This window comes from Cytobacillus oceanisediminis (assembly GCF_004366035.1).
Lineage (GTDB): Bacteria > Bacillota > Bacilli > Bacillales > Cytobacillaceae > Cytobacillus > Cytobacillus oceanisediminis_C.
Genome location: NZ_SOEE01000002.1, coordinates 340,559 through 355,616, shown reverse-complemented (window position 1 = coordinate 355,616; position 15,058 = coordinate 340,559). Strand labels below are relative to the sequence as shown.

Sequence of the window (15,058 nt, the reverse complement as noted above, 5' to 3'; positions counted from 1 at the left end):
GCATATCTATATAGGGACAACCAATTTGGAAGGAGTATGAGCATGCCTTTTCTTGTATTAAAGAAACGCAGCATCATTGCATTTGTCATCATATTTTCAGTAATCGTTTCTGCATCAGTATGGTTTTTTTCAAAATCTGATAGTGTGACAGTATTCAACCAGAAGGAGGGCGAAAAAGTCCGGGAAATTCATATGGTTACAGGAGAATTTAAGGCTAAGCTGCCTGATGGCAAAGAAATTGAAGCTTATCGCTGGGATCCTGGAACTATTTTTCTGGAAAAAGGTGAAAAGGTAAATCTGAAGATTTGGGGAGTAAATGGAATGGAACATCCATACATCATAGAAGGGACTGATATTAAAGGTGTGGTTAAAAAAGCAGAAGAGACGGTTGTCCCACTTCAATTTGATAAAGAAGGCGTTTACCGTCTAGTGTGTCTTACTCACCCGGATAAGGATAATAGCGGACCAATGATTGCTTATATTGTAGTAGACTAATGAGAAAAGCAAAAGCACCGGATAATCCGGTGCTTTTCTTAAATAAATAGAAAACTTTTACTTTGAAAACTGTTTAGCGCAAGCAGCCTATCCCCTCGAAACGAGGCCCCCAGGATGGGGGCCATGCAGACGTTGCCACATGACGTGGCGTTCTTAGTCTGCTTTCCTTCGTGGGCAAGGCGCTTCTGCCTTTTTTCTTACCTCCCAATAAACATCTGTGTCCAGTAATGGCCATAATAACCGCCCTGTGCATATCCAACACCGATTTCTGTGAAATTGGCTGATAGGATGTTCTTGCGGTGACCCTCACTGTTCATCCATGCTGTTACAACTTCCTGAGGTGTTTTTTGACCTGCAGCAATGTTTTCTCCAGCGGTTCTGTAAGTGATTCCAAAGCTCTTCATCATATCAAACGGGCTTCCGTATGTAGGAGAGTTGTGATCGAAATACTTCTTATTGATCATATCCTGAGATTTGTATCTTGCCACTCTCGCAAGCTCCCAATTTGATTTTAAGGGCTTTAATCCATACTTTGCCCTTTCCTGGTTTACGAGCTGAACTACCTGCTCTTCCACACTTGTGGTAGCTTTTGATAAAGTAGGGATATTCACCTTTTGCCCAGGATAAATGAAGTTCGGATTTGAAATCTGCCCGTTGGCATTAATGATTTCAGGAACTCCCACCTGATACTTCAGGGCGATCTTCCACATTGTATCCCCTGGCTGAACGGTATGTACTGTTGATGCTTTTGCATCGAAATTGAATCCAAAGACAAGTGCGACAGACAACATCAGAATGAATGAAATTTTTGATAATGTTTTCATATTTATATTTAATCAAAATCTCTTATTCTATTAAACAGGTAATTGTTGGCGCTGATTGAAAGAATTTCATGACCTCCTCTTCCCTTTTCTTTTAGTTTGATTTTCAATCTCTATATAACAGTTCAAAAGTACGATAGGTTTTATAGTACACATAAGCGTTATTAAATACGGATTTACTATATTTCACATTACGTTCAAAATGTTTGTGATTTATTTCACATTTAATCTGTTATATTGAATGTATAGTTAAGTTGTAATAACTGTTATACACATTAATTATATGAGGTGAACTAATATGGAAAGTTGGAAGGGCTTTAAAAAAGGCATTTGGATACGTGAAATTGATGTTAGAGACTTTATATTGAAGAATTACTCACCTTTTTTCGGGGATGAATTGTTTTTGGAGGGTCCAACAGGAGCTACTTCTTCATTATGGGAACAAGTAATGGAGCTCACGAAAAAGGAACGTGATAATGGCGGCGTGCTCGATATGGACACAGAAATCGTCTCAGCCATTACCTCACATGGACCTGGTTACCTGGACCAAATAAAAGAAAAAATTGTGGGTGTTCAGACTGACCTTCCGTTTAAGCGCTCTCTTCAGCCATTTGGCGGAGTCAGAATGGCTGTGGCAGCCTGTGAAGCATACGGCTATGAAGCCAGCAAAGAGATGGAAAAGATATTTACAGACTACCGCAAAACACATAACCAAGGCGTGTTTGATGCCTATACCGATGAAATGAAACTTGCCCGCAAAGCCGGCATTATTACTGGCCTGCCAGATGCATATGGCCGAGGCAGGATTATCGGTGATTACCGCAGGGTTGCTCTTTATGGAGTTGACCGCTTGATTGAAGCCAAAAAGGCAGATTTGAAATCAACTTCAAGTGTGATGACGGAAGACAATATTCGCCTTAGAGAAGAGATTTCAGAACAAATCAGGTCTCTGAATGAACTGAAGCAGCTGGCAAACAGCTATGGTTTTGATATTTCAATGCCTGCTGGAAATGCTCTTGAGGCTTTCCAATGGCTGTACTTCGCCTATCTTGCTGCCATCAAAGAACAAAATGGAGCAGCTATGAGCCTTGGCCGTGTTTCGACTTTCCTTGATATTTTCATAGAAAGAGACATCCAGAAGGGCATGCTTACCGAGAAGGAAGCCCAGGAACTGGTCGATCACTTTGTAATGAAGCTTCGCCTAGTTAAATTTTCGAGAACGCCTGACTATAATGAATTATTCAGCGGCGATCCTACATGGGTTACAGAGTCCATTGGCGGGATGGCGCATGATGGACGCCCGCTAGTCACGAAAAATTCTTATCGGTTCCTTCATACTTTGAATAATCTGGGTCCGGCACCTGAACCGAATTTAACAGTATTATGGTCCAGCAAGCTTCCGGAGAATTTCAAAAAATATTGTGCAAGGATGTCAATAGAAACAAGTTCAATTCAATATGAAAACGATGATATCATGCTTCCTGAATATGGGGATGATTATGGAATTGCCTGCTGTGTTTCTGCTATGGAGATTGGGAAACAAATGCAATTTTTCGGTGCAAGAGCAAACCTTGCAAAGGCCCTGTTATATAGCATTAATGGCGGCAAGGATGAAAAACTCAGCGTCCAGGTCGGCCCTTCCTATGCCCCAATTTCCTCAGACATCCTTCAATATGAAGAAGTGATGGAGAAGTTTGATTTAATGATGGAATGGCTGGCAGATCTCTATATTAATACGCTGAATATCATTCATTACATGCATGATAAATATAGCTACGAACGGATCGAAATGGCTCTGCATGACTCCGGAATTCTCAGAACAATGGCCACTGGCATTGCGGGTTTAAGTGTAGCGGCCGATTCACTAAGTGCGATCAAATATGCAACTGTTAAGGCAATCCGTGATGAGAAAGGGCTAGTGATTGATTTTATTACAGAAGGAGATTTCCCGAAATACGGCAATAATGATGATCGCGTTGACAGCATAGCTATAGACCTGGTTGAAAGGTTTATGAAAAAGCTCCGCAAGCATCCGACATACAGAAACTCTATGCATACGATGTCTATTTTAACCATTACATCCAATGTGGTATATGGCAAGAAAACCGGCAATACGCCTGATGGACGGCGTGCCGGCGAGCCATTCGCCCCAGGAGCCAATCCGATGCACGGGAGAGATTCGAAAGGAACGCTTGCTTCCCTGTCTTCTGTTGCAAAATTACCCTACAAATATGCGCTGGATGGCATCAGCAACACCTTCTCCATTGTCCCTAAAGCACTCGGAAAGGATGCTGATAGCCGAATTCGCAATCTTGTATCTATACTGGATGGATATGCCATAAAGTCAGGACATCACCTAAATGTAAATGTATTCAATAAAGAAACGCTTCTGGATGCCATGGAACACCCGGAGGAATATCCACAGTTAACCATTAGGGTATCAGGCTATGCTGTGAACTTCATTAAACTGACTAAAGAGCAGCAGCTTGATGTTATCAATAGAACATTCCATGAATCAATGTAACCAATAGGATGGCGGGCCCTTAGAAGTGGCCCCCTCCTTAAAAAAGCTTGAGCAAAGGTGATGCGGCTCCGCCGGCGCCGGCTGCTTTTGGAAAGGAAGATGATGATGGACGGCAACATTCATTCAATTGAGACATTCGGTACAGTAGATGGGCCTGGCATTCGTTATGTCATTTTTACACAGGGGTGCCTACTTCGCTGTCAATTTTGCCATAATGCAGACACTTGGGAGATTGGGTCAGGAAAACAAATGTCCGTTACAGAAATCATGAATGATCTGCAATCCTATCTCCCTTTTTTGTCGGCTTCCGGAGGCGGCATTACAGTAAGCGGCGGTGAACCTTTGCTTCAGATTCCTTTTCTTATAGAACTTTTTAAAGAATGCAAGAAACTTGGCATTCACACGGCAATAGATTCATCGGGAGGCTGCTATTCCACCTCACCGTTTTTTCAAACCCAGCTGAAAGAGCTCCTGGACTATACGGACCTGGTGCTGCTGGATTTAAAGCATATTGATAGGGAAAAGCATAAAAAACTGACAGGTCTTACAAATGAACATATACTTCAATTTGCCCAGCATCTATCTGATAATCAGGTGCCTGTATGGATCCGCCACGTACTTGTCCCTACAATATCTGATGATGTAAGTGATCTGGAACAAATGGGACGTTTCATTAGAGAGTTGAAAAATGTAAAAAAGATTGAGGTCCTTCCCTACCACAAGCTTGGTGTATATAAATGGGAAGCTCTCGGATTGGAATATCCGCTGAAGGAGATTGAGCCGCCAAGTGAGGAAGCGGCAGAATGGGCTTATCAAATTCTTACTGGAGAATAATAAAAAGTCAGTTCCGGTTGCTGGAACTGACTTTTTAGTGTGATTTGTTACCTGTGTAAGATACTGAAAAAGCGGTGGATAAATTTTACAAATTCTTTAAAGAGGCCTAAATGGCTTTGGTTTGGTTTACTAACATGCTTGATCCTGCTTTCCAACTATACTCTATATAGAACCACCCTTTTTGATCCGGTTCCACACGAAGAGGCGGTTGGCTCCCTGCTTGATTTTATGGTCGTTGTACCGCTATTGGTGTATTCCTTATACTGCGCTAGAGATATTCGCTGAAGTATTTTGGTGCAGTCATTTTAGCAGGAAACCGTGCTGCTTAATTTAGTATTCCTGTCAGGGATTTCCCGCATTTTTCCTATTTTCCCTATTTAAGCGTTTTTCCGAAATGTTTTTTATTGGGCTGGAGCTGTTTATTGCCTATAAGATCTTACTAATTTGCCAGGACTTTTGAGAGAATACCGCAGGCTGAATGAAATCAATTCGCTTTTTCTCTTTAATGCTAAGAGATCGGCGGATAAGCATTTACCCAATCATAAAATAGGGTCTTTTTTTGTGGCTGAACTCGCAATGTTTAATTACGCCCTGTTTTCATGGAAAAGCAAACTTCGATAACTCATGGCGATGCTTTTACCTACCATCAAAAAACAAGTATAAATGCTGTATATATTTTGATGATCCATGCGATTGCCATTGAATCAATCGGACTGCATTATTGGCTTCATTCATGGAATGCTGTTGCTGCATATATCGTATTAATAGCAAATGTTTCTGGTGCTTTGTACTTTCTGGCCGAGAAAAACGCCACCCGCTTAACACCTTTTGTGTTACGGAATCTCACTTGCTGCTGCAGTCCGAATTCTCAAAAAGGATGTACCTTCCATTGAAAAATATTAAAAGAAATTTATTTGATGCCAGGGTGCCTGATTTAATTCATAAAAAAGCCGATGTTCGAAATTCTGCTAAAAGATCCCCTGGTTTATGAATAAATGTATGGCTTAAAAAGAAAGGCCAGCCGCATCTGCTGAATGTGGATGAACCAGAACGGTCTTACGAGGAAATGCTTATGAGGCTGAACCAAAAATAAAAGGAAAATCCCTTAATGGATTTTCCTTTTCAAGCAGGCTTATTTCCACCAGTTATCGTGCATTGATGCAGGCAGCTGGCGCTTGTGTTCAGAAACCAGGTAGCGTTTTTCGATTTTCTCTGCAGCATCCGGATTGACTGATTTCCCTTCAAGGTAGTCATCCAATTCATCGTATGAGATACCTAATTCAGTTTCATCAGCCTGTCCGGGTTTCTGGTCAAGAAGATCTGCTGTAGGCACTTTTAAGTATAGTCTTTCTTCTGCCCCAAGCTCTTTAAGAAGTGCTTTTCCCTGTCTTTTTGTCAGTCCGGACAGCGGCAGGACATCTGCACCGCCATCGCCATATTTTGTGAAGAATCCAGTCACTGCTTCTGCAGCATGATCCGTGCCGATGACCAGCAAGCCGTATTGGCCTCCAATCGCATATTGGGCAATCATTCTTAAGCGGGCTTTAACATTGCCTTTATGATAATCCTTCAGAGGTTCCTCCGGAATTATACGATCATACTCGGTTTTCACTTCATCGACTGCATTTTTAATATTAAAGACCACTTCTTTGTCGGCCTGAATAAAGGATAGGGCAAGCTGTGCATCCTTCTCATCCTGCTGAACGCCGTACGGAAGGCGGACTGCTATAAATGTTGCATCCTTCCCCTCTTTTCGAAGCTCTTCAACCGCAAGCTGCGCAAGTCTTCCTGCAAGAGTGGAATCCTGGCCGCCGCTTATGCCCAGTACATAGCCTTTTGAATTTGTTTTAACAAGATAATCCTTTAGAAACTCAATTCTCTTCTTTATTTCTTCCTTCGGATTGATATTCGGATTTACATTTAAACTTTCCATAATTTCTTTTTGCAGATTCATTGCAGGTTCCTCCCTCGTATTAAAGCATCAGCCTTTTATATTTTCTTTCACCTGGCTGATCATTTTCATCTTATTATCCCAGCACTTCTGGCTAAGGTCGACTGGGTATTCCTCTGGATTTAGAGAACGGCGGTACTCATCCCATAATACATTGAGATTATCCTTTGCAAAGCTTTGCATCTCTTTTAAAGATGGAACTTTATAGGTAAGCTTGCCTTCCTGAAATATCACTTTATGAAGTTCTCTGGCTTCGAAATTTGTAACGAACTTGCTTATAAACGTGTGAACAGGGTGGAACATCTTAAGCTTTGGTTCAGCTTGAGGATTTTCATGATCCAGAGCAATATAGTCCCCTTCTGATTTATGGTTATCTCTGTTAATAATCCGATATACCCTCTTTAATCCGGGAGTTGTCACTTTTTCCGGGTTGCCGCTTATTTTTATAGTGTCAGCCATTTTTCCATTTTCATCTTCTATTGAAACGAGTTTATAAACAGCCCCTAATGCAGCCTGTTCGTACGCCGTAATGAGTTTTGTGCCAATGCCCCAAATATCGATTTTGGCTCCTTGAGCTTTCAGGTTTATGATGGTGTATTCATCCAGATCATTGGAAGCAATAATCTTTGCTTCAGGAAAACCTGCATCATCCAGCATTTTTCTTGCCTTTTTAGAAAGGTAAGCCAAGTCCCCGCTATCAAGCCTTATCCCTTTAAAGTTAATTTGACCCCGCATTTCCTTCGCCACTTTAATTGCATTCGGTACTCCGGATTTAAGAGTGTCATACGTATCGACGAGAAAAACACAGTCCTTATGGGTCTGAGCATATTTCTTAAAAGCTTTATACTCGTCCCGGTAAGCCTGTACAAATGAATGGGCATGTGTCCCTGCAACCGGAATGCCAAACTTCTTGCCTGCTCTAACGTTGGAAGTGGCATCAAAGCCGCCGATATAGGCAGCTCTTGTACCCCAGATAGCTGCGTCCATTTCATGGGCTCTTCTTGAACCAAATTCCATGGCTGTTCCATCGCCAATTACTTCTCTGATTCGAGTTGCTTTTGTAGCAATCAATGTCTGGTAGTTAATGATATTCAAAATAGCTGTTTCAATAATCTGGGCTTCGGCCAGCGGAGCTTCTACACGCAAAATTGGCTCATTGCCGAATACAAGCTCACCTTCTTCCATTGATTTGATGGTCCCTGAAAACCTCATGTTTTTCAAGTATTCGAGGAAACCTTCTTTATAATTCAATTCGTTTTTTAAGTACTGCAGATCACTGTCTGTAAATCTGAAGTTTTCAATATATTCAATAACTCTTTCCAGGCCGGCAAAAATTCCATAGCCGTTGCCAAAAGGCAGCTTCCTGAAGAACACTTCAAAGACCGCCTTTTTATTATGTATGTTGTCTTCCCAGTAAGTCTGAGCCATATTTATTTGGTACAAATCAGTATGTAAAGCTATACTATCATCCGTAAATTCCCTCTGCATTATCGCAACCTCCTTTGACAAATATTACAATTCCTTTTAAAAATCTGTTATCTGCTATTATCCCCCATTCCAGTTTTTATCATCTTAAATAGATGAAATATTTGGCTATTATTTTTAATAGTAGTGAAGTTTTTCGCCTTTATCAAATTTTTCAACCTACAGCCATACGGGTATTTACCCGTTAAGGATTTTTTTACACATTCCTTTGTGATTGTTCGTTATGTTGAACAGCGGTATTATGCTGTTATAACACTTTAAAATTATTTCCCGAATATCACATGCTGCGATATTATATTGCGATAAGAAGCCTGAATATTCCCTCGGGATGCACTTCCCTATTACGGCAATCACCAACTTTCTGCCCTCCGCATAGGATGTCATGAATTGACAAGGAGGGTTGTGAGATATGGAAAGACGGGGCCTTTTGCCTTTCGTTGTGACCGCATTTTTTGCTGTAGTGATTTCGCTCTTTGCATTCTCCCTGATGGATTCAAAGGATGACGCTCCAAAAACCCAGACCATTCCAGATGGCCAAAGCAAAAGCAATGACAGTGATATCACTAATCAAGTAAAAAATAATATAAAAGGAAATAAAGCTAAAGTTAATAACTCAATCGACAACAATTTGAATAATGATGAAGATAGCCGAATTGACAATAATGTTACGAATGATATTGAGGTAAATGTGGATGTTAATGTATCAAATACAATCAAAAATAAGGCTGATAAAAATCAGGACTCCGGTCAAACAGGAAATGGAAATGAAAATGAAAACAGCGGCATCGAAGACAGCAGCGGAGACAAAGGTGCGAAAAATGACCAGGGTGGAAAATCAGAGGATGATGAAGTCGTTTGGGGTGTAGACTCTGCAAGTCTCACCACAAGCGACTTGCTTTCTTGCGTACAGGAAAACTTCGGGTCGCCTAAAGTGTGGGGACGCTATTTAGGTGATAAAGAAGGTGTATCAGCAGGTATTACACCTCAAGAGGCTGAATTTCTGCAAAGCAATGATATTAAATTACTCGTGATTTGGAATCGATTTAATGAGGCAACAGGCATAGAAAATGGACAGAGTGAGGCGAAAGCGGCTATCCAATTGGCACAGGATCTGGGAATACCGGAGGGTGTAGCGATTTTTGCGGATATTGAGCCAAATTATCCTGTTGATTCTTCCTTTATTGAAGGCTGGTATCAAGCAATGGAAGAGTCACCCTATCATCCTGGCATATATGGAATTTTTGATAAGGAACAGGCCCTGACTAAATCTTTCAGTCAAGCAGCAGCCAAAGATTCTTCCCTTCTTGAAAACACATTCATATGGACAGCTGCGCCAAATGCAGGAATTACTGAGCAGGAACAGGCGCCTGGATATAAACCTGAAGCTCCTGCAAATTCATTGATTGCAGGCTGGCAGTATGGAATTGACGCGAAGGCATGCAATATTGATACAAATTTATTCAATAAAGATATACTTGATGTCCTTTGGTGAGTAAGAAACGCGGAAGCGCCATGCCCGCGAATGATCGGAGATTAAGAACGCCAGGTTCTGCGGCAACATCAGCATGTCCCCCATCCTCCTAAAAACTGCTGCTTTTGGTCATGCGAAGATTATGCTGACGGAGCCTCCCTTGTCCTGGGGGTCTCAAGCACGAGACGAGCCTATCCGAAAGGCTTCCTTTGCCTTTTTGGGAGGATTGCTCGAAATGTGGAGGCGACTGCCAAGGAACGACAGGCATAAGACGGTTACTGTATAGAAGTCTTTTTTCCTTCTGTAAGGAAACGGCTTATGACCCCGAGGGGATAGGCGCTGGAGCTAGACAGCAAGAATAAAGAGCCCGCAAAGGCTCTTTTATATTTTGAAGCTGTTTTTCGGTATTCTGTTATTCCATAACTGGTTCATGACAAACGGCGTGCCGATAAACACAGGAACTACATAATAGCTGAGACGGTAGAACATTAGAATCAAGAGCCCCAATTCGGTGGGAACACCTTGTGATTCCAGTCCGATTAAAAATACAAAATCAAAGGATCCAATGCCTCCAGGGATCATACTCGCAATGCCAGCGCAAGCTGAAATGATGACAATGGGAAATAGAACAAAAAATGAAATCGATACATCAAGGGCCCGGGCTATTCCCCAGATACATATAATAATAAATAGCCACTCCGATAAAGAAACAGCCAGCAATTCCCCTGCAAATCCTTTTTTGATGTGTTTCGTATTCCAAAAAGACGACTTAAAAAAGTAAAGGCCCAGCAGCAGAGGTGTATAAGCCGCAACGGCCCAGACTGCAATCTTTATAAGTTTAACATCATCGTATAAATGTAAATCTGTAAAAAGGACGATCCATGACAATATGGACAAGCCTGTTAGGTAAAATAGCGACAGCTTGGCAATTACTTTGATATACGGAGTATTGCCAGTCAGGTAATCCTTATAAAAATAGGACCTGAGTGTAGCTCCGGCCACGCCCCCAAATCCGATGAAGTTAGAGAATGCGTTGGCAGATAAAGAATAAAATAACAGCTTTTTTTTAGGCACTCTAATTCTGAAAAGCCTTTGGAGTATTTCATCATAAAAATACATTGGAAAAAGTGCAGCCAGTCCCAATAAAAGGATAAAAAATAGCCTTCGGAAGGTTAGCCGGTCAACATAAAGCTCAAGGAGAGCCCAATTAAAATCATTGAATATCCCTTTTGCCTCCACCATGACAAACAGCAAAATGAATAAGGGTACTAGGAGTTTGGCAAGCGTTATAATTGGTTTTTGTTTTAACAAAGACAAAATACCCCACCATTCATGTATTGAACTAGAGATAATGATTAATTAATCTCCCTGATAGAGTGTATCATACTAAAGTCGATATTATATATACTTTCTCCTATTATATTCCTGCATAGGTACAATAGAATGAACAAACGATAACTTTTTTGCAATTGGTTTACATCTGCAATTGTTTTCAATGCGGCATTCAATTATACTTAAATCTGTGAATAGAGGTGAAATAATATCTTTGAATTAATAACTGAATCGTCTTTTATTTCATCAGAATATACTCTTTATTTAACATATATCATTGGTTTAGCTGCAAAGCTGTTAATCATTTGGAAAATAGAGACGACTTTATACAGTACCAGATATATTGAGAAAGAACAAAGAGAATATGAAAGCCTTTCAGGGTTCCGCATGGATCGGGGCTTTATTTGCGATTCGATTCAGTCCTGGATTGCCAAACTTATACTAAAAAAAGGCGAACAAAGTGATGAGCCTGAAGGTCTCTCCCCTATTTGAAGAAAAAATAAAGCGGGAGGTTTGACCTATATGAGAAAAATTAAACTGTTATTAACCATTATCATAATTACTGTAATGCCAATATTCTTAACCGCCTGTCAGGCTCAAGGAGGTCAAGGAACAGGCTTTTTCCACCATTATTTTGTCGATCCGTTTGCATGGGCAATTCACGGAACCGCCGTTTTCTTTCATGGCAATTTCGGCTTGGCCATTATCTTCATTACCTTAATGATAAGGCTGATACTGATGCCATTAATGCTGAAACAATATAAAAATCAAAGCTTAATGAAGGAAAAAATGGATAAGTTAAAACCTGAACTTGATAAAATCCAGCAAAAGCTGAAAACAGCGAAAAAACCGCAGGAGCAGCAAAAGCTGCAGCAGGAAATGTTCGGTTTGTATCAATCTCATGGAGTAAATCCTTTGAATGCTGCGGGATGTCTGCCAATCTTTATTCAAATGCCCATTCTGATGGGGTTCTATTATGCCATAAGAGGGAATCAGGAAATTGCTGCACATTCGTTTCTCTGGTTCAATCTTGGTCATTCTGATATTTGGATCACTATAATTGCAGGAATTGTGTACTATCTTCAGTACCGGTTCACTTTAACTAATATGACTGCGCAAACGCCAAAGCAAATGAAATTGATTGGTTTATTGTCTCCTGTAATGATTATGCTGGTTTCTTTAAATGCCCCTGCCGCTTTGCCGCTATATTGGACTGCGGGCGGAATATTTTTAGTTTTTCAATCATGGCTTAGCAGAAGGTTATATACAAAAGATAAATCTGATACCGTGCAGTTCATGTCAGAGTCATAATCACATGGGGAGCAGGCTAAATGCCATGCTCCTTTTTTTTGTTTACAGATAAAAGAAATTGGAATAACAGCGCCTATTCTTGGAAAGATAAGGGGGAAAAACGGAAGGAGGAAAGTGAATGATCAAAGGTAAATTATTTATGGCAGGGGCTCTTTCAGCTGCGTTGCTTGCAGGATGTGCTATGAATAACGCTGATATGAATGAGACAGCTCAAAGAAACAGAGACTTGACAGAGCCTACAAAAGTGAACGACAGCAACTATGGCGAAAATGGGCGCACCACTGAACCGGGGATTGATCTTACCCGCACGGGAACGAACAATGAGAATCGCAATGAATCCCCGCGAATGGAGGTTGCTGATAAAGCTGTAGATAAAATTACCTCTATTCCAGAGGTTGAGTCTGCGAATGTAATCGTAACAGACAATAATGCCTATGTTGCCGCACGCTTGAGTGACGGAAATGGAGAATTGACTAAGGATGTCGAGGGGAAGATTTCAGATCAGGTCAAAGCGGTCGATCAGGATATTGATAATGTATATGTTTCTGTTAACCCGGACTTTTATGATCGAATGACAGGATATACAGAGGACATTCGAGCTGGTCAGCCAATTGAAGGATTTTTTGATGAATTTACAGAAACTGTCCGCAGAATTTTCCCAACACAGAGGTAAGAAAAAAGAAAACGGCTATCAAATAGCCGTTTTCTTTAATGAACTAAGCATCCTGGAAATAGTCTTTATAAAATCCGCTTACTTTTCCGGTATTGTCTAGGATAAAATAGAATTCTTCAGTTTCATTTTTTACATCATAGATATTCCCTGCCGTTAATGCCCGGTCAACAATGTATTTTGCTGCATCTGTATGCACGCATTTTACTTTTTTCAATGTTTCTCGTTCATGCCATTTTAAATGAATCAAAATTGCCACTCCTTCACAGTCTGCAAACTTTATATGGTTAGTATTTATTATAAAGAATACGAACTGCTGTCTGCAACTAGATTCTCTTTTACTGCTGGAATTAACTTCATTATTTTGCGGAATCTCCTGATTTTATCCGCCTCAAATGTATAGACTTCTCCAGTTAGTGTGTTTTTCATTGTTACATACGTAATTTCACAGATTTGGTCTATTCGTATAAACTCTAAATGATCATAATGTTCGTTATCATATTCCACTTCATAAAAGCCATTATCTGCTATAATTTTCATTTTGATGACCTTCTTTCTAAGATGATGGCAAGGGTAATATACCACCCGCTTAGCCTGTTTCAAACCACCAATTAAAAATTTTGCATTATTTTATTCCTTCCCATTCACTTAAGTACATTGGATCCAAGTAAGGTCTTGCTTCATCCTCTAAGACAGCTTTATACTCTAATGAATGGCCGTCTGGATCATAAAAAATATACCGAAGCAGCTGGCATCCAAGTATGGACAAGCTGTTCTTTCGGAGATAGGCCAAAGCTTTTCCTCACCCCGATTCCTTTTTCCATTAAAAAAGTTATAATTCCCCGCAGCTTGTCTGCCGAAACGGAAAATGCAATGACTTCTCTAAATCGGGGTGACTTTTGTTTCCCAGATGCCCAGCATGTATTTTCCCCCAGAAAGAAAAATGCTGCTTTCTTGTCTTCTATTGTGTACGCTGCTTTAAAGCCAAGGTTTCCATAAAACTTAATGCTTCTTTCAAAATTGGCTGAATCAAGATGTGCTTCATATAATTTTGCTTCATGGATTGTATGGTCCTCCTATTCCATATTAACTGCTTTATCACAGAAGAATCAGGACCATACAATATAGAAAAAAGGATGAACTTTTGCTCATCCTTAAGTCTTATGCTGCTATGCATCCAATCTAATTTGAACACCCAGTTTTTCCAGCTGCTGTTCAAGCTTTCTGTAATAATCGTCACTTACTCTCCCTCTTGCTCCCCGGAGAATTTCAAGGGCGTAATGGTCAGGCGGGGGCAGCTCGCCTTTTTTATTATAAACATGAAAAGTCAGGACGTCTTCATAAAACTTTTCTCCAACCTTGACATTCACAAAGGCAGGACGATACCATTGACCATAAAACCCTTCTCTATGGAACAGGTATTCAACTCCTTCATAAGGAAGTTCATATAGAACTCCTTCCGTGACGCCGCCATTTTCAATAATGTCTGCCCTTCCTCCATCATCTCTGGAAAATAGGTATTGCATCGAATAACCGGCCAGCGTTCCCCCACCGACAATGGTTTTAAAATGATGATCTACCTTTGCCACACAAAACCGCTCATCATCCATGCAGGAACCGTAAGCAAAATAAAAGGTCTTTTCCGGCTTATCCTTCATTAAACGGTAAAGCTTCCAATCTCCATGAAGAATGGGTTCGGCTAAAAGATCATCCCGGCAGGAGACATATACCAGTGCCTTTACTTCTCCAGTATCCGTATGAACAGTCTGTTCCACCCGGTCATATAAATTATCTTTTCTGCCCGGGATATAATCCTCAAGCTCATCCAGGTCAGTGAAATGATCTAAGTGCACTTCATAAAGTTCTCCGTACACTTTTTGGTCAAGTGATGGTTTCATAGAGGGGTAGCCGAGTCCTGTATCATATAACTCCCCATATACCCATGCCTGCTCTGCAATGCAGGGACTGCCTTTTAAAACAAAGTGATTTGACTCATGTTTTCTTAAGGTTCCATAAACAAACAGATTTTGTAATGTCATTAGCACTTGCTCCCCTTTTTGTTCTCTTTTGTTTATTAACTTTTGTTTATTATACTATCATTTTCTGAAGATTCTTTTCAAAAAAATAGGATGGAGAATATTCTCCATCCTAGCTGCATTGGCAT

General features: G+C 40.6%; 14 protein-coding genes. 6 read left to right on the top strand and 8 right to left on the bottom strand.

Annotated features, from left to right (window positions below; translation table 11 throughout):
* Positions 1–42: 42 nt before the first annotated feature.
* Positions 43–495 carry a hypothetical protein gene (locus DFO72_RS06090; RefSeq protein WP_113880924.1) on the top strand — a complete coding sequence of 151 codons (453 nt, stop codon included), beginning with the start codon at positions 43–45 and terminating at the stop codon, positions 493–495.
* A 197-nt stretch (positions 496–692) separates the two neighbouring features.
* Here the strand turns inward: DFO72_RS06090 and safA are convergent, their stop codons facing one another.
* Positions 693–1,319: a SafA/ExsA family spore coat assembly protein gene (gene safA, locus DFO72_RS06085; RefSeq protein ID WP_113880925.1), complete on the bottom strand. Its 627-nt coding sequence runs from the start codon at positions 1,317–1,319 to the stop codon at positions 693–695.
* A 295-nt stretch (positions 1,320–1,614) separates the two neighbouring features.
* Between safA and pflB the strand changes: the two genes are divergently transcribed.
* The gene (gene pflB, locus DFO72_RS06080) at positions 1,615–3,840 is read left to right on the top strand and encodes a formate C-acetyltransferase (protein ID WP_113880926.1); all 2,226 of its coding nucleotides are present in this window, start codon (positions 1,615–1,617) and stop codon (positions 3,838–3,840) included.
* 105 nt (positions 3,841–3,945) lie between these two features.
* Positions 3,946–4,674, top strand: a complete 729-nt coding sequence (gene pflA, locus DFO72_RS06075) for a pyruvate formate-lyase-activating protein (RefSeq protein ID WP_113880927.1) — start codon at positions 3,946–3,948, stop codon at positions 4,672–4,674.
* Positions 4,675–5,806: 1,132 nt separating this feature from the next.
* Here the strand turns inward: pflA and nadE are convergent.
* The gene (nadE, locus tag DFO72_RS06065) at positions 5,807–6,628 is read right to left on the bottom strand and encodes an ammonia-dependent NAD(+) synthetase (RefSeq protein ID WP_113880928.1); all 822 of its coding nucleotides are present in this window, start codon (positions 6,626–6,628) and stop codon (positions 5,807–5,809) included.
* Between the two features lie 27 nt (positions 6,629–6,655).
* Positions 6,656–8,113 (bottom strand): nicotinate phosphoribosyltransferase, encoded by a 1,458-nt coding sequence (locus tag DFO72_RS06060; RefSeq protein WP_113880929.1) that lies wholly within the window; start codon positions 8,111–8,113, stop codon positions 6,656–6,658.
* Positions 8,114–8,519: 406 nt separating this feature from the next.
* Here DFO72_RS06060 and DFO72_RS06055 point away from each other — a divergent pair, with 406 nt between their 5' ends.
* Positions 8,520–9,602, top strand: coding sequence for a glycoside hydrolase domain-containing protein (locus tag DFO72_RS06055; protein ID WP_113880930.1), 1,083 nt, complete (start codon positions 8,520–8,522; stop codon positions 9,600–9,602).
* 360 nt (positions 9,603–9,962) lie between these two features.
* Here the strand turns inward: DFO72_RS06055 and DFO72_RS06050 are convergent, their stop codons facing one another.
* The gene (locus DFO72_RS06050) at positions 9,963–10,892 is read right to left on the bottom strand and encodes a lysylphosphatidylglycerol synthase domain-containing protein (protein WP_243856075.1); all 930 of its coding nucleotides are present in this window, start codon (positions 10,890–10,892) and stop codon (positions 9,963–9,965) included.
* A gap of 543 nt (positions 10,893–11,435) precedes the next feature.
* Here DFO72_RS06050 and yidC point away from each other — a divergent pair.
* On the top strand, positions 11,436–12,224 hold the full coding sequence (gene yidC / locus DFO72_RS06045; protein ID WP_113880932.1) for a membrane protein insertase YidC: 789 nt from the start codon (positions 11,436–11,438) through the stop codon (positions 12,222–12,224).
* Between the two features lie 118 nt (positions 12,225–12,342).
* Entirely contained in the window at positions 12,343–12,897 is a 555-nt protein-coding gene (locus DFO72_RS06040; RefSeq protein ID WP_113880933.1) for a YhcN/YlaJ family sporulation lipoprotein, read from the top strand.
* 43 nt (positions 12,898–12,940) lie between these two features.
* Here the strand turns inward: DFO72_RS06040 and DFO72_RS06035 are convergent, their stop codons facing one another.
* The 4 genes from DFO72_RS06035 to DFO72_RS06025 all read right to left on the bottom strand — a co-directional run bounded on the left by DFO72_RS06035 (position 12,941) and on the right by DFO72_RS06025 (position 14,933).
* Positions 12,941–13,144, bottom strand: a complete 204-nt coding sequence (locus DFO72_RS06035) for a DUF6501 family protein (RefSeq protein WP_113880934.1) — start codon at positions 13,142–13,144, stop codon at positions 12,941–12,943.
* Between the two features lie 47 nt (positions 13,145–13,191).
* Complete coding sequence (locus DFO72_RS06030; RefSeq protein ID WP_113880935.1) at positions 13,192–13,434, bottom strand: hypothetical protein; 243 nt, start codon at positions 13,432–13,434, stop codon at positions 13,192–13,194.
* A gap of 85 nt (positions 13,435–13,519) precedes the next feature.
* Complete coding sequence (locus DFO72_RS29320) at positions 13,520–13,687, bottom strand: hypothetical protein (protein WP_166672428.1); 168 nt, start codon at positions 13,685–13,687, stop codon at positions 13,520–13,522.
* A gap of 376 nt (positions 13,688–14,063) precedes the next feature.
* Positions 14,064–14,933 carry a gamma-glutamylcyclotransferase gene (locus DFO72_RS06025; protein WP_113880936.1) on the bottom strand — a complete coding sequence of 290 codons (870 nt, stop codon included), beginning with the start codon at positions 14,931–14,933 and terminating at the stop codon, positions 14,064–14,066.
* Positions 14,934–15,058: the final 125 nt, after the last annotated feature.

Bases quoted from the DNA above. Each gene is read 5' to 3' on its own strand.
- DFO72_RS06030 (WP_113880935.1), bottom strand. From the start codon at position 13,434: ATGAAAATTATAGCAGATAATGGCTTTTATGAAGTGGAATATGATAAC.
- pflA (WP_113880927.1), top strand. From the start codon at position 3,946: ATGGACGGCAACATTCATTCAATTGAGACATTCGGTACAGTAGATGGG.
- pflB (WP_113880926.1), top strand. From the start codon at position 1,615: ATGGAAAGTTGGAAGGGCTTTAAAAAAGGCATTTGGATACGTGAAATT.
- DFO72_RS06040 (WP_113880933.1), top strand. From the start codon at position 12,343: ATGATCAAAGGTAAATTATTTATGGCAGGGGCTCTTTCAGCTGCGTTG.
- safA (WP_113880925.1), bottom strand. From the start codon at position 1,319: ATGAAAACATTATCAAAAATTTCATTCATTCTGATGTTGTCTGTCGCA.
- yidC (WP_113880932.1), top strand. From the start codon at position 11,436: ATGAGAAAAATTAAACTGTTATTAACCATTATCATAATTACTGTAATG.
- DFO72_RS06090 (WP_113880924.1), top strand. From the start codon at position 43: ATGCCTTTTCTTGTATTAAAGAAACGCAGCATCATTGCATTTGTCATC.
- nadE (WP_113880928.1), bottom strand. From the start codon at position 6,628: ATGAATCTGCAAAAAGAAATTATGGAAAGTTTAAATGTAAATCCGAAT.
- DFO72_RS06060 (WP_113880929.1), bottom strand. From the start codon at position 8,113: ATGCAGAGGGAATTTACGGATGATAGTATAGCTTTACATACTGATTTG.
- DFO72_RS06055 (WP_113880930.1), top strand. From the start codon at position 8,520: ATGGAAAGACGGGGCCTTTTGCCTTTCGTTGTGACCGCATTTTTTGCT.
- DFO72_RS06025 (WP_113880936.1), bottom strand. From the start codon at position 14,933: ATGACATTACAAAATCTGTTTGTTTATGGAACCTTAAGAAAACATGAG.